At 52.4% G+C, this 18,649-nt stretch carries 15 protein-coding genes; 9 read left to right on the top strand and 6 right to left on the bottom strand.

The window, feature by feature from the left end; genetic code table 11:
* The first annotated feature begins 2 nt into the window (after positions 1-2).
* From TREAZ_RS16910 to TREAZ_RS16935, 6 genes are all read left to right on the top strand, one after another.
* Entirely contained in the window at positions 3-1,001 is a 999-nt protein-coding gene (locus tag TREAZ_RS16910) for a tryptophan--tRNA ligase (protein ID WP_015713123.1), read from the top strand.
* A 62-nt stretch (positions 1,002-1,063) separates the two neighbouring features.
* A complete protein-coding gene (locus TREAZ_RS16915) occupies positions 1,064-2,296 on the top strand; it encodes a DUF3798 domain-containing protein (RefSeq protein ID WP_015713124.1) in 1,233 nt (410 codons plus the stop codon).
* Between the two features lie 81 nt (positions 2,297-2,377).
* Positions 2,378-3,976: a sugar ABC transporter ATP-binding protein gene (locus TREAZ_RS16920; protein ID WP_015713125.1), complete on the top strand. Its 1,599-nt coding sequence runs from the start codon at positions 2,378-2,380 to the stop codon at positions 3,974-3,976.
* On the top strand, positions 3,973-5,043 hold the full coding sequence (locus TREAZ_RS16925) for an ABC transporter permease subunit (protein WP_015713126.1): 1,071 nt from the start codon (positions 3,973-3,975) through the stop codon (positions 5,041-5,043). The genes TREAZ_RS16920 and TREAZ_RS16925 overlap by 4 nt, the downstream gene beginning before the upstream one ends.
* Positions 5,040-6,161 carry an ABC transporter permease gene (locus TREAZ_RS16930; RefSeq protein WP_015713127.1) on the top strand — a complete coding sequence of 374 codons (1,122 nt, stop codon included), beginning with the start codon at positions 5,040-5,042 and terminating at the stop codon, positions 6,159-6,161. The genes TREAZ_RS16925 and TREAZ_RS16930 overlap by 4 nt, the downstream gene beginning before the upstream one ends.
* A 3-nt stretch (positions 6,162-6,164) precedes the next feature.
* Positions 6,165-6,611: a DUF6672 family protein gene (locus TREAZ_RS16935; RefSeq protein ID WP_052297715.1), complete on the top strand. Its 447-nt coding sequence runs from the start codon at positions 6,165-6,167 to the stop codon at positions 6,609-6,611.
* Positions 6,612-6,743: 132 nt separating this feature from the next.
* Here the strand turns inward: TREAZ_RS16935 and TREAZ_RS16940 are convergent, their stop codons facing one another.
* From TREAZ_RS16940 to TREAZ_RS16960, 5 genes are read right to left on the bottom strand one after another with little or no spacing between them, the layout of a single operon-like run.
* On the bottom strand, positions 6,744-7,508 hold the full coding sequence (locus TREAZ_RS16940; protein WP_015713129.1) for a PilZ domain-containing protein: 765 nt from the start codon (positions 7,506-7,508) through the stop codon (positions 6,744-6,746).
* A 22-nt stretch (positions 7,509-7,530) separates the two neighbouring features.
* Positions 7,531-8,970 carry a glucuronate isomerase gene (uxaC, locus tag TREAZ_RS16945; RefSeq protein ID WP_015713130.1) on the bottom strand — a complete coding sequence of 480 codons (1,440 nt, stop codon included), beginning with the start codon at positions 8,968-8,970 and terminating at the stop codon, positions 7,531-7,533.
* Positions 8,971-8,988: 18 nt separating this feature from the next.
* The gene (locus TREAZ_RS16950; protein ID WP_015713131.1) at positions 8,989-11,391 is read right to left on the bottom strand and encodes a glycoside hydrolase family 3 C-terminal domain-containing protein; all 2,403 of its coding nucleotides are present in this window, start codon (positions 11,389-11,391) and stop codon (positions 8,989-8,991) included.
* A gap of 57 nt (positions 11,392-11,448) precedes the next feature.
* On the bottom strand, positions 11,449-12,420 hold the full coding sequence (locus tag TREAZ_RS16955; RefSeq protein ID WP_015713132.1) for a bile acid:sodium symporter family protein: 972 nt from the start codon (positions 12,418-12,420) through the stop codon (positions 11,449-11,451).
* A gap of 24 nt (positions 12,421-12,444) precedes the next feature.
* Positions 12,445-13,827: a hypothetical protein gene (locus TREAZ_RS16960; RefSeq protein ID WP_015713133.1), complete on the bottom strand. Its 1,383-nt coding sequence runs from the start codon at positions 13,825-13,827 to the stop codon at positions 12,445-12,447.
* 107 nt (positions 13,828-13,934) lie between these two features.
* Between TREAZ_RS16960 and trxB the strand changes: the two genes are divergently transcribed.
* The 3 genes from trxB to TREAZ_RS16975 are packed head-to-tail and all read left to right on the top strand — an operon-like array spanning position 13,935 to position 17,448.
* Positions 13,935-14,888, top strand: a complete 954-nt coding sequence (trxB, locus tag TREAZ_RS16965; RefSeq protein WP_015713134.1) for a thioredoxin-disulfide reductase — start codon at positions 13,935-13,937, stop codon at positions 14,886-14,888.
* A 12-nt stretch (positions 14,889-14,900) separates the two neighbouring features.
* A complete protein-coding gene (locus TREAZ_RS16970; protein WP_015713135.1) occupies positions 14,901-16,589 on the top strand; it encodes a glycoside hydrolase family 3 protein in 1,689 nt (562 codons plus the stop codon).
* 1 nt (position 16,590) lies between these two features.
* The gene (locus TREAZ_RS16975; RefSeq protein ID WP_015713136.1) at positions 16,591-17,448 is read left to right on the top strand and encodes a GNAT family N-acetyltransferase; all 858 of its coding nucleotides are present in this window, start codon (positions 16,591-16,593) and stop codon (positions 17,446-17,448) included.
* A 30-nt stretch (positions 17,449-17,478) separates the two neighbouring features.
* Here the strand turns inward: TREAZ_RS16975 and TREAZ_RS16980 are convergent, their stop codons facing one another.
* Positions 17,479-18,609 (bottom strand): MBL fold metallo-hydrolase, encoded by a 1,131-nt coding sequence (locus tag TREAZ_RS16980; protein ID WP_015713137.1) that lies wholly within the window; start codon positions 18,607-18,609, stop codon positions 17,479-17,481.
* Positions 18,610-18,649: the final 40 nt, after the last annotated feature.

The following is an 18,649-nucleotide window of genomic DNA, read 5'->3' on the forward strand; positions in this document are numbered from 1 at the left end:
TTATGAAGAAGATAGCTCTCACAGGGGTAAAACCCACCGGCGACCTCCACATCGGCAACTATTTCGGGGCCATCAAGCCCGCTATTGCCCTTACCGCCGAGTACGACGCCCGGTACTTTATCGCCGACTACCACGCCCTTAACACCATGAAGGACGCCAAGGAGCTGAACGCCACCATCAGGCAGGTTGCCGCATGCTGGCTCGCTTCGGGCCTCGATCCCGACAAGGTGATCTTCTATCGCCAGAGCTCCATCCCCGAAACCTTCGAGCTTTCTACCATGCTCATGGCTTTTACCTCCAAGGGCCTCATGAACCGCGCCCACGCCTACAAGGCTGCAGTGCAGGACAACAATGAAAAAGGGGACGATCCCGACGCGGGAGTCAACATGGGCCTCTTTACCTACCCCGTGCTCATGGCCGCCGACATCATCCTCTTTGATTCGGATGTAGTCCCTGTGGGAAAGGATCAGGTTCAACATATTGAGATGGCCCAGGACATTGCCCAGGCCGTGAACTTCAACTACAAGCAGGAAGTGCTTAAAATCCCCCAGGCGGCGGTGCAGGAAGAAGTGGCCGTAGTACCCGGCCTTGACGGCAGGAAGATGAGCAAAAGCTACGGCAACGTCATCCCTCTCTTTGCTCCGGAAAAACAGCTCCGCAAGACCATCATGCGCATCGTGACCAATTCCCAGGGTGTCGATGAGCCCAAAGATCCCGATGCAAGCCAAATCTTTCTATTATATAAGCTTTTCGCCTCCAAAGAGGAACAAGCCGCTCTGGCGTCCCGTTACCGCGCCGGAGGCATGGGCTGGGGCGAGGCCAAGGAAGAACTCTTCAGGGTGGTGAACCGCGAACTTACCCCCATACGCGAACGCTACGATGCCTACATAGCAGATCCTGCCGGCCTCGACCGCATTCTTGCGCAGGGCGCCGAGAAGGCCAGGCCCATTGCCGCCGCCACGGTTAAGCGCTTCAGGAAAGCGGCGGGGATAGATAACTAATTTCCTCTTCCCTTTTCCCCTAAAAAATGGTATAATTTTCAAATTCAATAGGAGGATTCTTAATGAAAAGAATCGGTTTAGCGGCTTTTATCCTTATTATGGGTAGCGCCCTGATTTTTGCCTCTGGCGGCGGCCAGAAGAGCAGCGGAAGCACAGGATCTACTGCGGCTTATCACATTGGCATAGTGACCGGGACAGTTTCCCAGTCTGAAGACGACCTCCGGGGCGCTGAAGAACTCATCAGGCGCTATGGGGCTGTTTCCTCGGGCGGCGTCATCCAGCATGTAACTTACCCCGACAACTTCATGGATCAGCAGGAAACCACCATCACCCAGATCACCACTCTTGCGTCTGATCCCCTGATGAAGGCCATTGTCGTAAACCAGGGCGTACCCGGCACTGCCGAAGCCTTTAGGCGTATCAAGGATTCCAGGCCCGACATTTTGCTCTTTGCCGGTGAATCCCACGAGGATCCTCTGATAATTCAGCAGTCAGCCACCCTGGCCATCAGCGCCGACTTTGTATCCCGCGGTTATACCATCCCCTGGGCTGCCAAACAGCTTGGCGCCGACACCTTTGTGCATATCTCTTTTCCCAGGCACATGAGCTATGAATCCCTCGGTCTCCGCAGGCAGATTTTCGAAGCCGCCTGCAAAGATCTGGGCATAAAGTTCGTGTTTGTAACCGCCCCTGACCCCACTTCTGATGTCGGCGTTGCCGGCGCCCAGCAGTACATTCTGGAACAGACTCCCCAGTGGATCGCCCAGTACGGCAAAAATTCCGTATACTTCTGCACCAATGACGCCCATACCGAGCCCCTGCTCAAGCAGCTCCTCACCTACGGCGGAATGTTCGTAGAAGCCGATCTCCCCAGCCCCCTCATGGGTTACCCCGGAGCCCTGGGCATCGACCTCTCGGCTGAAGCCGGTAATTTCCCCGCCATCCTCAAAAAGGTTGAAGCCTCTGTGGTAGACAAGGGCGGCGCAGGCCGTTTCGGTACCTGGGCCTTCTCCTACGGCTTTACCGCTTCCGCGGGCCTCGGCGAATTCGCCAAGAGGATCCTCGATGGAAAGGCTAAAGTTGACAGCGCTGCGGATCTCTATGCGGCTCTTGGGGAATTCACCCCCGGCGCCAAGTGGAACGGCGGTTACTATGTGGATGCCAATACCGGCATACGCGCCAGGAACCAGATCCTCATCTATATGGACACCTATATCATGGGCAAGGGTTACCTCCCCACTACCGCCCAGGTTGTACCGGACAAGTACTATCAGATAAAGTTCCAGCAGCAATAAGTTAGTTATCGATGGAAACCGCGCGTAATGCGCGGTTTCTGTTTTCTGTACGCGCGTGTAATTTCTTCCCAAGGATCGTGTATGGCAAATGATGTTCCCCTTCTGCGTTTTGAAAATGTTACGAAAGATTTTTACGGCAACACCGTACTTACAGGCGTGGATTTTTCCCTTGAAAAAGGGCAGATCCTGGGTCTGGTCGGCGAAAACGGCGCCGGCAAAACTACCCTCATGCACATACTTTTTGGCATGTCCGATATCACCGAAACAGGCGGATACCACGGCAAAATTTATATAAACGGAAAGCCCTGCCATTTCAAATCTCCCTTCGACGCTCTTGACGCGGGGATAGGCATGGTTCACCAGGAATTTTCCCTCATTCCGGGTTTTACAGCCTGCGAAAATATCATGCTTAACCGCGAACCGGTTAAGCTCAACCCCGCAGTGGAAGTGTTCGGCGAAAGGCTTGCCACCCTAAAGCGGGACATTATGCAGGAGCGGGCAGCGAAAACCATCGCCAAGCTGGGGGTCAATATTTCCCCGGATACGGTGGTTTCCGAAATGCCTGTGGCCCACAAACAGTTCACCGAAATTGCCCGCGAAATAGACCGGGACGAAGTAAAACTTTTAGTGTTAGACGAACCCACTGCGGTACTTACCGAGAGTGAAGCGGAAATACTGCTTGCGGCCCTTGAACGCCTTGCAGGCGAAGGCATTGCCATCATCTTTATTTCCCATCGCTTAAGGGAAATTACCCAGATAGCCGACAAGATCCTCGTGCTTAGGGACGGCCATATTGTCAGGGATACCAAAAACGAAAACATCAGCATTACCGACATCACTACCTGGATGGTGGGTCGGGAAGTGGATGTTTCAAGCGTCCTGGAAAAGCGGGAACTTTCGGGCGAGGCTTTTAAGGTGGATCACCTCTGGGTGGATATGCCCGGCGAAACCGTGCGGGATGTTTCCTTCGCGGTCAAGCAGGGGGAGATTTTCGGCATAGGGGGCCTTGCAGGCCAGGGCAAGCTCGGCATCCCCAACGGCATCATGGGGCTTTACGCTTCAGGGGGCAAGGCCCTTATGGAAGGGAAAAACCTTGCGCTGGGCGATCCCAAACCGGTGCTGGACGCAGGCGTTGCCTTTGTGTCGGAAGACCGGCGGGGTGTAGGATTACTGCTGGACGAAAGCCTTGACTGGAACATTGCCTTCGGGGCCATGCAGACCAAGGGCGAGTATCTCAAAACTTTCTTCGGCGGTCTTTTTGGGCTTCGTGATGAAAAAGCCATGCGGACGCTGGCCGACGACTATATCGCCAAACTCGAAATTAAGTGTACCAGTGCGAAACAGCCTGCAAAAGAACTTTCAGGCGGCAACCAGCAGAAAGTCTGCCTTGCCAAAGCCTTTGCACTTAACCCCAGGCTGCTTTTTGTTTCGGAGCCTACCAGGGGAATAGATGTGGGAGCAAAGAAAATTGTTTTGGATACCCTGAGATATTATAACCGCGAAAAAGGAACCACTATTGTTATGATTTCCAGCGAACTTGAAGAGCTGCGTTCCATTTGCGACAGGATCGCCATTGTTGACGAAGGCAAAATAGCCGGCATACTGCCCCCTGACGCGCAGGCCGCCGAATTCGGCCTCTTAATGTCCGGGATAGCCGTAAATGCAGGGGGCGCAAAATGAGCAACATCGCTGTAAAAATTGATAAAAACAAAATAGAAGAGTTTATCAGCGATTTCGGCTGGCCCAGGCTCATCATTTTCTTTTTTGTGGTTGCCCTTTTTATCGCCGCCCCCTTTGTAGGCATCAATCCTGATTCTTCCATTAAAGATGTGCTGGTGCGTTTCGGGCAAAACGGCGTCATGGTGCTTGCCATGGTTCCCATGATGCAGTCGGGGAGCGGCTTGAACTTCGGGCTCCCTGTGGGCATTGTTGCGGGCCTTTTGGGTTCCACCCTGGCGATGCAGTTTCAGCTTACAGGCCCCGCAGGATTCTTCGGCGCACTATTACTGTCAATGCCCTTTGCCATCCTTTTTGGGTATCTCTACGGCCTTCTCCTCAACAAGGTAAAGGGAGAAGAAATGACCATTGCAATGTACGTGGGCTTTTCCATTGTTACCTTCATGTCCATCATGTGGCTCATACTTCCTTTCTCAAACCCCACCATGGTTTGGGGTTACACGGGCAAGGGCTTAAGAACTACCATCACCCTGGACGGCTATTGGTCAAGAATACTAAATAACTTTCTCGTGGTAAAAATAGGGCCTTTTTTTGAATTCCCCACAGGGGCAATTCTTTTCTTCGTTGTCATGGCCTTTATCATGTGGCTTTTTATGAGGAGCCGCACTGGTACTGCCCTTACTGCCGTGGGTTCCAATCCCGGCTTTGCCAGGGCAGGCGGGGTTTCGGTAAACCGCTGCCGTATCATAGGCGTCATGATGTCCTCGATTTATGGGGCCATAGGAATACTCACCTATCAGCAGGGCTTCGGCTTTATACAGCTTTACAACTCACCACTCTATATGGCCTTTCCCGCAGTAGCAGCAATACTGCTGGGCGGCGCTTCGGTAAACAAGGCCAGCATACTCAACGTGGTAGTGGGAACTTTCCTTTTCCAAAGCATACTTACCATGACGCCCTCGGTTATCAACAGCGTGCTCAGGACTGATATGTCGGAAGTAATACGCATACTTATCTCCAACGGGATGATCATTTATGCCTTAACCAGAAAATCGAAGGTAACCAAATGAAGCAGGAATCCAAGCTAAAAAAAATACTGAGCCCCACATTTCTTGCGGACAACGCAGTAGTCCTGATCTTCGTGGTCATCACCATAGCGGCAATTCCGGTTTCCGGTCTGCCCCTTAACTCCATACTCCAGGAAATTCTTACCCGCATCGGCAGAAACTGCTTTTTGGTGTTCAGCCTCATACTCCCCATCATGGCGGGCATGGGCATCAACTTCGGCATGGTGCTGGGCGCCATGGCGGGCCAGATAGGCCTCATCTTTGCGGTTGACTGGAACATAGTGGGCGTGCCGGGCCTTGTTTTTGCAAGCCTCATCGCCATTCCCATTGCAGCCCTTTTGGGCTGGCTTGCAGGGGAAATCCTCAACCGCGCCAGGGGACGCGAAATGGTCACCGGCTATGTGCTGGGATTCTTCATGGACGGTTTTTACCAGTTTATTGTTCTTTATCTCATGGGCGCCATCATCCCCATTCACTCCCTCAACATCGTGCTTTCCCGGGGTTACGGTATCAGAAATACCCTTACCCTTGATTCGGTGCGCCAATCCCTGGACCACTTTATTCCCTTGCGAATAGGATCACTCAACTTGCCTATTATGAACTATCTGGTTATCGGCGTCCTCTGCCTCTTTATCATTTGGTTCCGCAAAACCAAACTGGGCCAGGACATGCGCGCCGTGGGGCAGAACCAGGCGGTAGCCCATGCGGCAGGCATTCCGGTAGACCGCACCCGCATACTGGCGATTGTGATCTCCACCATACTCGCAAGCCTTGGGCAGATCATCTTCCTGCAGAACATGGGGAACATCGCCACCTACAATGCCCACAAGCAGACAGGTTTCTTTGCCGCTGCGGCCATTCTCGTGGGGGGCGCATCGGTTTCAAAGGCCAGCATACCCAACGTCTTTATCGGCACCATGCTGCTCCACCTCATGTACATTGTAGTACCCCGCGCGGGCACCAACCTCTTCGGCGACGCCATGATCGGCGAATACTTCCGCGACGCGTTCAGCTACGCTATCATCGCCCTGGCCCTGGTCATACACGCATGGCGCAAACGGGCCCAGGCAGATGCAGCCCGTTCAGACCTCCGCGGCGGTGTTACGGAAATTAAGGGATAGAACATGGACAACAAAACGAAACAGCGGCGTTTAATCATACGCATAGCGCTGGTGGTATTCTGGATTTGCCTCGGTGTAGTACTTTTTGTACTAAACAGGGGCCATTCGATTTTGATGGATAATCACAGCGTGGAGGCTCTTAATCTCAGGGCCCCGGATCTTATCACCGTTACAGTTGATAAGCTTAAGCCCCTGGAATTTTTTCGCAACGACCGCGATATATTTAAAGTCGGTGGGGGCAAGCACAGGATCACTATCGAGTTCAGCGATGGAACAGAAACATTCACCACAACTTTCGCCCTTCCCCTGAAGGGCGATATGTTTCTCCTCTCCATTCCAAAAATGCTAAATGGAACAGAGCCTTACTTCGAGCCTTATATCAACAACGAAATCCAGAGCAGGAACGATGCGGAACCGGCGCAGGAGATCGAAGCCCCCTTGGCGCCGTGAGGCAAAAAGGGGCTGACAGCCGTTGAGGCTTTCCGCTATCTGTATGCCGCATACGTGTACGACCTCTATCTTGCCGAAAAGGCTGCGGGGCATCTGGTTCAATTGGAAGTGTAGCTGACAAATAGGATTTAATTACACCTTCAGCGCATCAATGTATTTCTGCAAGCACAACTTGATATAACGGTGTACAGCTATCTTATTGTCCTGGGACATTTTAGGATCGAAGAGGAAAATATAATTGGACTTGTCGTCGCGGCGGGTCCCCATAAAGATCATATCCGTCATGAAAAGGCCGCCCCGGAGTTTGCACTGAACCTCGCGGAGCAAAGAATTGGGGGTTAAGACAGGAGACTTTTCGACACGGGCTGCTATGCCCGCCGATGAAATATCCAGTATCTTTCCGTGGAAGATATCCATATCCCCTTTAAAATTCATGGTTGCATTTATATCGTCTTCGCAATCGGCGCGTATATACTTGCGGCGGCCTCTGGCTTCGTTGGCTTCCAGGGCTGCGAGGATTATTTTGGTGCTTTCCTGAAGCCCCAGCTTGAGCTGAATGTACCCGCAGGGTATGGCCAGATCCATGAGGTACTTCTGCATCAGGGTCTTGTCCTGGTTATATGACATGATGCCCAGGCGGCTGTCTTTGGTCTTGGGATCCTCCATGATGCCCCGTATATAGACTTCCCATTCAGGTTCCTTAAGGCCCTCATCAATATTAATGAACATAATGGAGCCGGGGAATTTTGCAAGCAGCTTTCTGGATTTCTTCTCATCAAGAAGGGTATAGGTCTCGTAGCCTGCCATGATAAGTATGTCCAACATTTCCTGGTGGATTACACTGTGGGGGTGGAGGAAAAATATCTTTTTGCCCTCGGTATTGGGCTGCTGATCCATAAGCTATTCTATCCTATCATCATCAACTATTAAAGTACTTGAAGGCATTTCCGAATGAAATGTCCTTTGCCATGCCGCTCAGCAGATTGAAGTCGTTGGGTATTTCTCCATCCTCCGCCCAAGTGCCGAGGAGATTGCAAAGTATGCGGCGGAAGTACTCATGCCGGGGGTAGGAGAGGAAGCTCCGGGAATCTGTGAGCATGCCCACAAAATGCGAGAGGAGCCCCACATTGCCCAGAAGCTTCATCTGATCTTCCATACCGTCTTTATGATCCAGGAACCACCAGCTTGAGCCGAGCTGCATTTTGCCTGGAATCCCCCCCTGAAAACAGCCCATAATCGTAGCCATGGGGTAAAAATCGGCAAAATTGAGGCTGTACAATATGGTGCGGGGAAGCTTGCCCTGAACCTCCAAATTATCCAGAAAACGGGAAAGCTTGGCAGCCATGGGGAGGTCGTGAACCGCATCATAGCCTGTGTCCGGGCCAATGGCCTTAAAAGCCCGGGTATTGTTGTTCCGCAAAGCTGCTGCGTGGAGCTGCATGGCCCAGCCCTTTTCGGCATATTCACCTGCCAAAAAGCTTAGCACAAAGGTTTTGTAGGACTCGGCAGCCCCGGCATCAACCTTGCCCCCGGCCATTGCCTTGGCAAAAGTTTCGGCAGCCTCCTTCTCCCAAAGAATCCCGGTTGTGCCATCCCTTGCTGCCTCGAAGGGGACATACTCAAGGCCATGATCAGAGGCCCTGCAGCCAAGCTTGTCAAAAAAGGCGACCCTTTCCTTGAGAACCTGAAGGAGATCGGGCAGGGAGTTGATGCTCTTGCCCGCCACCCTGCCAAGCCGGGCTATATAGGCGGCAAAACCTTCCTTCTCGATATTAAGGGCCTTGTCGGGCCTGAACGAAGGCAGCACTTTAGTCGCGATTTCACCCGATGCCTTAATCTTCTGATGATATTCGAGGCTGTCGGCAGGATCATCGGTAGTGCCCACTGCATAAACTTTGAATTTCCTGAAGATGCCGTACACTGAAAAATCAGGATCATTCTGCAGCTTCTCGTTGGCCGCCTTCCATATAGCAGGGGCGCTTCCCTTGTCCAGCGGATCATGAATATCAAAATAACGCTGCAGCTCAAGGTGGGTCCAATGGTAGAGGGGGTTTCCCAGAAGCCTGGGCATGGTTTCCGCCCAGGCAAGGAAACGGTCGTAGGGATCGGCGTCTTTGCCGGTGATGAGTTTTTCGTCTACCCCGTTGGCCCTGAGAGCCCGCCACTTGTAATGGTCGCCAAAGTTCCCCTCCCCAAGCCACACCTGGGCCAGATTTGCAAAGCGCCGGTTTTCCGCAATCTCCTGGGGGGGAAGGTGGCAATGATAATCGAAAATCGCTTCCGCTGCCGCCGCTTCGTGGAAAAGCCTCCTTGCCGTTTCGTTGCCGAGGAGAAAATCCTTATCCATAAATTGCTTCATCTTCTCACCCCTTGTGTATCACTTCATGCCCAAAAGGCCCGATGCTATAGGATTCGGTTTGCCGTTCAGGGCTTCCACCAAAGCTTCAATTACAGGAGGCGTCAGCCTGCCCCCGCTCATCATGCCCAGGCCCCTCAAGGGCATATCCATGAGCATGCTCTCCATCATCACCTTGAGATCCGACTTCTCTTTTCCAAAGGCCTGCTCCAGGCCCTGTACAGCCATCCCGAAAAGGGCTTTGCCTATGGGGGTGTCTTTGATCTCCTCTACAGAGGTATTCACCGTAAAAGGCTCGCCGGGCAAACGCTCTTTGGGAGGAAGCTCCGCACCATAGATTGCCTTAAAAGAAGCGTCATCAAAAACAGGACGACCGCCTTTCAAGAATGCAAACGCAGTCTCCCGCTTGTCCCCTGTAAGCTCAAGCTTTCCCTCAAGGCGTATATCACGGCTCGACGCCCCAATCAGGATACGGTAAAGCCCGCCTTCCAGTGACCAATCCTTTGCCTGGACATTGTAATACGCAAAGCTTCTCTCGTCCAGAATGAGCGTGACTGTCTTGGACTCTCCCGGTTTAAGATGGAGTTTTTCAAAACCCTTGAGTTCCTTTTTTGCCCTGAAGAGAACAGACGCATCGGGCGCTATGTAGAGCTGCGCTGTTTCAGAGCCTTCGCGGCTTCCGGTATTTTTCACAGTAAAGGAAACTTTTAATGCATCTCCTTTTTTGAAATTGTCTTTGGCCTCAGCGGAGGTTCCCAATTTGAGATCCGAATATTCAAAGGAAGTATAGGAAAGGCCGAACCCAAAGGGATAGCGCACTTCCTTTTCGAGGGCGTCATACCAGCGGTAGCCTGCAAAAATACTTTCCCTGTATTCCACAGTTTTTGTGCTTCCCGGAAAATTGCCGTAACTGGGGTTGTCCTCAAGCGCAAGGGGCCAGGTCTCGGCCAGCTTTCCGCCGGGGCATGCGTTACCGGTAAGGAGATCCGCCGCTGCCCCGCCCCCTGCCTGTCCGCTCAAATAGAGGAGGAGTATGCCTTTTACTTTATCAGCCCAGGGAAGGGCAACAGGGGAACCCAACTGGAGAACTACCACCGTATTGGGATTTGCTTTTGCCACTGCTTCAATAAGTTTGTTGTGGGATTCGCTCATATCCATAGACGCGCGGTCAAAACCTTCGCTCTCATATTCATCTGGAAGGCCCGCAAAAACCACGGCACTATCCTTTTCCCCTGCAAGCTTTGCTGCTTCGGCTATGAGTTTTTCATTTACGCCGCTTCCTGCTTCAAGGGAATAGCCTGGGGCATATTCAGCTTTTATGCCGGTGCGCATAATGGCATCGAATGCCTTGTCCAAGTGACTGGGATTTATCTTGCTGCTCCCCGCTCCCTGGTAACGGGGGCTTATTGCAAAAGCGCCTATGACCGCAAGGGTTTTGCCCGGAACCAGGGGCAGTATATTTTCATCATTTTTTAACAGCACCGCCGATTCCGCCGCAGCCCGCCTTGCAAGAAGATGATGGGCTTCCATGTCGCAGGCAAAACCAATACTGTCGCCTTCCCCGGCTTTTATTATAAGATCCACAACCCGGGCAACAACTTTATCCAAATCTTCAATACTCAATGCGCCGCTTTTTACCGCTTCGATAATGCGCTTGTCATTATCAGCATCAGGGCCGGGCATCTGCAAATCCAGACCGGCTTTAATTCCTTCGAGGCGATTGTTTGAAGCCCCCCAATCGGTCATCACAAGACCCTGGTAAGCCCATTCGTCACGCAGAATATCTGTGAGGAGTTTTTTGTTTTCACTTGCATAGGTTCCGTTAATTTTGTTATACGAACACATGAGCGTCCAGGGCTTTGCCTCTCTTACCGCTTTTTCAAAACCTGCAAGGTATATTTCGCGGAAGGCCCTTTCGTCCACCACAGCATTAATGGTCATGCGGCGCTTTTCCTGATTGTTGACAGCATAATGCTTTAAAGAAGTCCCTACGCCAAGTTTCTGAACGCCTTTGATGAGGGCTGCGGCAATTTCGCCGGTCAAAAAAGGATCTTCGCTGATATATTCAAAATTGCGGCCGCAAAGGGGGCTGCGCTTAATATTCGCCGCAGGCCCGAGCAGTACAGCCACCTTTTCCTTGCGGCATTCTTCGCCCATGGCCGCGCCTATTTCTTCAAGGAGGCTGCGGTCAAAACTGCAGGCAGTTGCGCAAGCCGCCGGAAAACAGGTAGCGGGCACGCTCTGGTTAAGCCCCAGGTGATCCCCGTCGCCCCCCTGTTTGCGAAGCCCATGGGGACCATCAGTTACCATAATCGCCTCAAGGCCAAAGCGCTCAATCCCCTTTAAGCTCCAAAAATCCCTGCCCGAGCAAAGGGCTGCTTTTTCTTCCAGGGTCATTTGGGGAATTATTTCTTTGCTTGTCATTTTTTGCTTCCTGTTGGTTCATTATAACCCACTATTGGAAATAAGGCAAAAGAATATTTATTCGTCTGCGGGATTTTTTCCCATAAAAACACGCCCCATGAGGGCAGCTATGGTCTGCTGAAAGATAATTCCCAATACCGAAGGCAATGCTGCGGGGCCGGGAAAGAATTCTATACCCAAAGTCATGGCGGCGCTGGTATTGTGGAGACCCACAGAGTAAAAGAGGGACACTTGTTTGCCTCGGTCGAATTTCCCCAAAAGGCCGGCGAGTTTGCCAACCACAAAACCCAATACCGAAAAAAATATGCAAGCCGCACCGACTATCCAGAAACGCGAACTGATAAAATGGATCTGATCGGTTACTGCTGCGACATTTGCGCAAATCACAATGATCATGCAGATTTTTGCCAGAGGTGTGAGATACGGCCCTGCGATTCTTGGCGCAGCCCCCCGGCTCAACTCGTTAAGGGCAACACCAATTATAGTTGGTATCACCACCATATACATAAGAGAAAGCGATATGCCGTACATATCAAGCACTATTCTGGTTCCAAGGAGCAGCCTGACGGTGCCTGGCACCACAAAAGGCGCCAGGAGAGTATCCAAAAGTATCAGCCCCAATGAAAGGGCAGGGTCGCCGCGGAAAATGGTCACCCATACAAAGCCCGACACTGCTGTAGGGGCCGCATAGATTAACACATAACCTGAGATGGTGTCTGCGTCACTTCCAAAAAACAGGGCGCCCAATAAAAATACCATAACAGGCGTGATGATCCGTGCAGTCAGAAGAAAAAATATAATAGGCAGGGGATGCCGTGCGGTTTGCCCCAGATCGCGCACTTTAAGCTTTAATGCCCCCGAAAGGGTCATAATGCCAAAAATCCAGGGTACAAAAGGCCTGAGTTTTATAAAAAAACCAGGGAGGAGCATCCCAAGAATCACTCCAATGGGGGTAAGTATGGGCATAAAGCGTTCCAGCACACGGTTGCAGCCGTTGGCAATCTCAGCGGGTTTGGATCCTGAAGGCATAATCCACTATAAACCAGGATGCCCTTAACGCAAACCCCTGTCCACAAGTTCTCTATCCTGAATGAGCTGGCGGTTCCCGGGGAATTCATTAAGGGCATCCCGAATTATCGTTCTGGCTTTTTCTATGTCCCTCCCGTTGTAAGCGTCCGCAAAGGCATTGTGGAGATCCGCCACCCTGTTGGTTCTATAGGCGCGGAGATGCTCGTCCATGCGGGGATCAGCGCCGTATGCTGCCTGAGCCTCTTCAGCAAAAACTATGGCTTCGAACCAGCCCTGTTCCTTTGCGATAAACTCGGATTTCTTTATGAGTGTAAAAATCCGCATTTCCTTTAGCTTGTCGGCGGCTATTGATGACGGCGCTTTATCCAGGGCTGCCAGGGCAGCGTCGACATCCTTCATGGTTTTGACGGCGTTCACAAGCCGGACAATGTCCGTCTCGGCAAGCATAGCGTCCAGGCGGATATACGTTTCAGGGCTGATTTTATCAGCATTGCCACTGAGTGCATTCCGGGCTTCATCAAGACGGCCGGCCCTGACAAGCTTTACCAAAAGGTTATTCACCACTACGCTTAAGAATTCCTGCCAACGGGAGGGCTCAGGATATCCGGGCTCCGCAAGGGCCGCCCAGGCAAGGGCGTCATTTTCCTTTCCTGCCTTGACAAGACCCGCCCCATAGTTGAAAATCCTGTCCATAACCATTTTTTTGGGATCAACAAAAAGTTCCGAATACTCCGTATTTGTGGGGTTTGAAAGAAGGGCTGCCCTGTCCAGGGCCAGGGGGATGGCATCAGCATAGCGGCTCCGGGTATCAAGCTCCGTAATGCGGTTATTAAAAATGAGCGAAACCAGTTCCAGGGCGTTAAGATCAACCCGGTCACGGTAGTTCCTGGCAGGCACATAGGCAAAGCCCGTTACCTTGCCAAAGCCGTCGTGGAAGTCCTTGCGGTTCCCGGGATCGAAACCGTAGGGGTTGGTGGTCTCCACGTCCAGCTCCTCACCCTCAATAAGAACCTTCACAAAAGCATGATCCTTGGTCGCCACACCACGGGCATCAAGACCGGCTGCCCTGGCGAATATGGCATACAGCACCGCCGAGGAAACACAATTGTAGCTTCCGTTATTGAGCATGGTATCAATCCTGGTCTGTTTTTCTGAATAGGTTTTAAGGAATTTTTTGAACATAAAGGCCTGGATATATTCGCCCCTGCCGCGCTGATCAGGGGGCAGATCAGGATCACGGAGCAATTCATTCACGGCGGTTTTTATGATAACAAGATACGAAGGCCTCCCCGCAGACGCCCAGAGGCTTATCTCTGCCAGATCCTCCCAGGAGAGGCCATTTTTGGCCTTCGCTGCGTATTCAAGAGCCTTGGGGTCAGGATCAAGTGAAGGGAAACTTTGGGCCACCAACGGCTGAAGGATGGACAAAAATAGGAAAAAGAACCCTAGACAGGTATTTTTCATTATCTTAAATTGAAGTAACATATTAACGTATACAAGGTCAAGGGGAAGACATGACAGAAACAGATGCGGATTTGATAATCATAGGCGCGGGCCCGGCAGGACTTGCTGCGGCCCAATACGGGGCCAGGGCAAACTTAAGGGTGCTTGTGCTGGAGCAAATGGCCCCAGGAGGCCAGGTCCTGCTCATCGACATACTGGAGAATTACCCCGGCATTGCCCAGGGCAAAACAGGCTTCGATTTTTCTGATGATCTCCACCGCCAGGCAGTAAGCTTCGGCGCGCAATTCCTCACCGAACAGGTTCTTTCCATTAAAAAGGAAGGGGATATCTTCAGCGTCACCCTGAATAAAGGCGCGGTTAGGACAGCTCCCGCCCTTCTCATTGCAACCGGGGCAAAGCACCGCAAACTTGGCATACCCGGCGAAGAACAATTTTACGGCCGGGGGGTTTCCTACTGCGCAACCTGCGACGGCCCATTCTTCAAGAACAAAAAAATCTTTGTGGTAGGAGGCGGGGATGCCGCCTGCGACGAGGCACAGTACCTTTCGCGCCTTAGCTCCCAGGTGATACTCATACACCGCAGGGACAGATTCCGGGCGCAGAAGGCCATTGCGGACAGGGTGCTCCACAACCCAAATATCCGGATCAGCTTCAATACGATAATGAAAGAAATAAAGGGCGATAAAAAAACCGCCTCTGTGATTCTCGAAAAGACCACAGCCGAATGCAAGCCTTCGGGCGAAATAAATGAAGAAGCAGCGGACGCGGTTTTTATCTTTACCGGGACCGATCCCCAAACAGCATTAGTGTCTGACGTAAAGAAGGATGAGACCGGCTACATCATCACGGATCAACGCATGGCTTCCTCCCTTCCGGGCCTCTATGCAGCAGGGGATGTGCGGGCAACGCCCTTCCGCCAGGTGGTAGTGGCAGCTGCGGAAGGGGCCATAGCAGCCCACAGCGCGGCGGAGTATATCGATGCCCTCAGGGGCCAGGCATATTAGGGCAGTTTTAGAGTGAAAGCAGTAAAAGTTTTAATTTCATCAATTTTAGCAGTATTACTGCTAATTGTCATTATTCCAAAAACAGCGGCCCTCTCCTTTAATGACGGCGGACACCCCAAAGCTCTGGCCCGTGCCATTGCCATGGAAATGAGCGATGAACAGGCCCTGGCTCAAACCTTCATGCTCGGCTGGGTAGGGGCCGAACCTTCGCCCCTTATACTGAACTGGATAAAGGACAGGAACATCGGGGGGGTTAAAATCTTTGGCTGGAATACCGGCGATACCCGCAGGCTTGCGGAGACAGTCGGTAATCTCCAGGAAAATGCCCTGGATACCAGGTTCAACATCCCCCTCCTCGTGGCAACCGATCAGGAAGGGGGCCTGGTACGCCATGTAAAAGGAACCACCAGCGAGACTCCGGGGAATATGGCAATAGGAGCCTCAGGACGCCCCATGGATGCCTATTGGTCGGGCTTTTATATAGGCAAAGAGCTTTCAATTTTAGGGATCAACATGAATTTCGCCCCTGCGGTGGATCTCTACACCAACAGGGATTCTACCCTCATAGGCCCCAGGTCTTTTGGAACAGATCCGGTACAGGCAGGGATTTTGGGGGCAGCCTTTGTGCGGGGCCTCGCAACCCAGGGGGTAATCGCCACCGCAAAACACTACCCCGGCCATGGCGACACCGACCTTGATTCCCACGGCGTCCTCCCCCGCATTGACGCAAGCTTCGAGCTGCTCTGGGAAAGGGAACTCATACCCTACAGGCTTCTGGCAAAAGAAAAACTGCCCGCAGTAATGACAGGCCACCTTTCCTTTCCCAAGACCCAGGCAGGGGATACCCCGGCCTCCCTTTCTTCCTGGTTTATCCGCGATATATTGAAAGAAAAAATCGGATACCAGGGGCTCATCATCACTGACGATCTTATGATGAACGGCGCGACCAATTTCGCCGGTAGCCTTTCGCGGGCTGCCAAGCAGGCCCTTATGGCAGGGAACGATATCATCATGCTTTCCAAAACCCCAAGCCTTAACGATCAGGTATGGACATATCTTCTTGCGGCAATGAAGGACGAAGCCGATTTCCGTGCACGGGTCAGGGATGCCGCCCAAAGAATTCTCGAAACAAAACTTGAATACCTGCGGGGGGATAAAAAGATCGCGTATATCCCTGACCTAAAAAAAGTCGATGAAGGCCTCCCCGATCCCGAAGGGGCCGCATTCTTTTTGGATCTCGCAGCCCGCAGCGCCACTATTGTTAAAGGCAGGGAAACTATTTTCCCCCTTGACGATAAAAAAGCCGGAAAAGTGCTGCTTGCAGGCCAGTACCAGGATTTTTTCAATGCAGGGAAAAAGGCATACCCCAATGCTGTTTCTTACTGGTACTCGTCATGGTCATCGCCGGATTTGCTTTACTATGCCCGGAATGCAGATACCATCATCTTCTGCCTTTCTGACCAGGGGGGCCTCAATGTGCTCCGCAGCCTCAAGGGCATGGAAAAAAAGATCGTCGTCTTTTCGGTTTTAAGCCCTGTCTATCTTGACGAAGCCTCATGGGCGGACGGGGCCGTGGCTGTCTACAGCTATGCCCCTGAATCTTTCATCGCCGGTTTCTCGGCCATGCTGGGAAGGATAGGCGCAGCAGGGCAGCTGCCCTTCCCCCTGAATGAACCCCTCAAGGCTGTGACGGAAAACTAAGATGGACAAGAATCAGCAAAAACAAGTTTGGAAAAAACTCCCCCGCAAAATGTATTCGGAAGCCCAGGAATTTTTGGAAGACCGTGAAGACCAATGCGTCTCGGCCTGTGCGCGCTTTCTGCACATGAAGGGCAGCCGCGATCATGTGTGGGCCCTCCGCAATGGCACAGGAAGCATAAAAGCCCTGCTCCTCCACAGCAGGCGTTCCCTTTACCCCATACTGAACGGAAACCATGACATAGCTCTGCCAAAGTTCCTCAACAATTTCCTCCTCAAAGTACCCATCCACGCAGTGCAGGGCCTCAAACCCGATGCGGAAATCCTGGAGGCAGCCATGGAAAGCAAGGGCTACCACCCTGCGGAACGCATTGATTACGACCTTATGGCTCTCGAAGACCCGCCTGTTTCCAGCTGTTTCCGTTCAGGCCCCGTCAATCTGGCGCTCCGCCCCCCCATGCCAGGCGATATCGAAGAACTCTTCCAGCTCCAGGCCGCCTACGAACAGGAAGAAGTGCTGCCCAAAGGAGCGGTGTTCTATCCGGCTGCAAGCAGGGCTAATTTAGAACGGCTCCTCAGAAACGAGCAGATGCTCCTTGCCTGCCTGGACGGCCGCATTGTCGGAAAAATCAATACCAGCGCCGCATCCTTTACCCGCTACCAAATTGGCGGCGTCTATGTAAGGCCCGACTACCGGGGCAGGGGTATAGCTGTGCGCATGGCGGCGGTTTTCCTCAAGGGGCTTATCAACGAAGGGCGGGGTGTTACTTTGTTTGTCAAGAAGCAAAATGCCGCCGCCAGGGCGGTTTATCGGCATACAGGATTTACGGTGCAGGGGGATTACCGGATTTGCTATTATTGAAAGCTTTTATGCGGATTTGCCGAAAATTGCCTACTCGATCCCTTCCCACCAGCGCGGGTAAATTTCATCCTCATCAAAATTGGCCTGCGACCCTATAAGGGGGTGAATAAGCGTGATACCCCGCTCGTCGCAGACGGCACGAAGCCGTGTGATGGGTTCGTCCCAGGAGTGGGTGGAGAGTATGAACTTGGCATAATGCACTGCGAAAAGCTTGTTGGCTTTGAGGTCGATGGAAGCCTGGGCTGTGTCCTCGGGGAACATGTGGCTGTTGCGCCATTGTTCGTTGTACTGGCCGCATTCAAGAATGGCAAGATCGAAGGGGCCATAACGCATGCCCACATCGGCAAAGAAGCTGGCATAGCCTCCATCGCCGCCTATGTAGATGGTGCGGTTCGGCGTTTCAAGGACAAAAGCCGACCATTGGGTTTTGTTGCGCTTGAGGGCGCGGCCCGAGAAGTGGGGGGTGGCAATGGCGGTGGTCGAAAAGCCGCCGCCTAAATCCGCGGATTCGTTCCATTCAAGCTCGACAATGTTTTCGTTCTTGAATCCCCAATACTCAAGGTGGGAAGCAGTACCAAGGCCGGTAATGACTTTGGCTGTTTTTTCCTTCAGGGCCTTCACTGTTTTATAATCAAGGTGATCCCAATGGTCGTGGGATATGACAAGGAAATCCAGGGGCGGAATGTCCTCGGGCTTATAGACATCGCTGCCTTTAAAAGCTTTTACCACAAGGGCTTTGCCGGAAAAAACAGGATCAACCAGGAAACGCTTGCCGTCCACCTGCATGTAATACGAAGAATGGCCCATCCACACAATGAGGTTGTCATTGGGATCCAGCGAAAAAAGATCGGTCTTGGACGACGGGAGGGGGGCTGCGGGCTTTTCGCGGTTTTTGCCGCCAAACATGATGCGCCAGATGGCATTGAACATGCCGCCGGATTTCTTTTTCTTGCCGGTTTCTTCGGGCGGTTCAGGGCGCACCGGCAGGGCGCCGGGGTAGCGGAAAGAGCCGTCTATATAGTAGGGGGAATCTTCGATGCGATCGAGCCTCTCGCCCGAGGGGAGCTTGCCGAATGAACGGCAGCTGCTTGCCACCGCGATAATGATGAGCGCCAAGATGGCGCCAAGAGCTATGCACACGATTCGCCTTTTTAATTCCATAATAATACTATCAATATAAGATAAAAAGAAGGAATTGCAC

This window comes from Leadbettera azotonutricia ZAS-9 (genome assembly GCF_000214355.1).
Classification (GTDB): Bacteria; Spirochaetota; Spirochaetia; order Treponematales; family Breznakiellaceae; genus Leadbettera; species Leadbettera azotonutricia.

Excerpts from the sequence above, each read along its gene's own strand:
- TREAZ_RS16910 (WP_015713123.1), top strand. The coding sequence starts at position 3 with ATGAAGAAGATAGCTCTCACAGGGGTAAAACCCACCGGCGACCTCCAC.
- TREAZ_RS16915 (WP_015713124.1), top strand. The coding sequence starts at position 1,064 with ATGAAAAGAATCGGTTTAGCGGCTTTTATCCTTATTATGGGTAGCGCC.
- TREAZ_RS16920 (WP_015713125.1), top strand. The coding sequence starts at position 2,378 with ATGGCAAATGATGTTCCCCTTCTGCGTTTTGAAAATGTTACGAAAGAT.
- TREAZ_RS16925 (WP_015713126.1), top strand. The coding sequence starts at position 3,973 with ATGAGCAACATCGCTGTAAAAATTGATAAAAACAAAATAGAAGAGTTT.
- TREAZ_RS16930 (WP_015713127.1), top strand. The coding sequence starts at position 5,040 with ATGAAGCAGGAATCCAAGCTAAAAAAAATACTGAGCCCCACATTTCTT.
- TREAZ_RS16935 (WP_052297715.1), top strand. The coding sequence starts at position 6,165 with ATGGACAACAAAACGAAACAGCGGCGTTTAATCATACGCATAGCGCTG.
- TREAZ_RS16940 (WP_015713129.1), bottom strand. The coding sequence starts at position 7,508 with ATGGATCAGCAGCCCAATACCGAGGGCAAAAAGATATTTTTCCTCCAC.
- uxaC (WP_015713130.1), bottom strand. The coding sequence starts at position 8,970 with ATGAAGCAATTTATGGATAAGGATTTTCTCCTCGGCAACGAAACGGCA.
- TREAZ_RS16950 (WP_015713131.1), bottom strand. The coding sequence starts at position 11,391 with ATGACAAGCAAAGAAATAATTCCCCAAATGACCCTGGAAGAAAAAGCA.
- TREAZ_RS16955 (WP_015713132.1), bottom strand. The coding sequence starts at position 12,420 with ATGCCTTCAGGATCCAAACCCGCTGAGATTGCCAACGGCTGCAACCGT.
- trxB (WP_015713134.1), top strand. The coding sequence starts at position 13,935 with ATGACAGAAACAGATGCGGATTTGATAATCATAGGCGCGGGCCCGGCA.
- TREAZ_RS16975 (WP_015713136.1), top strand. The coding sequence starts at position 16,591 with ATGGACAAGAATCAGCAAAAACAAGTTTGGAAAAAACTCCCCCGCAAA.
- TREAZ_RS16980 (WP_015713137.1), bottom strand. The coding sequence starts at position 18,609 with ATGGAATTAAAAAGGCGAATCGTGTGCATAGCTCTTGGCGCCATCTTG.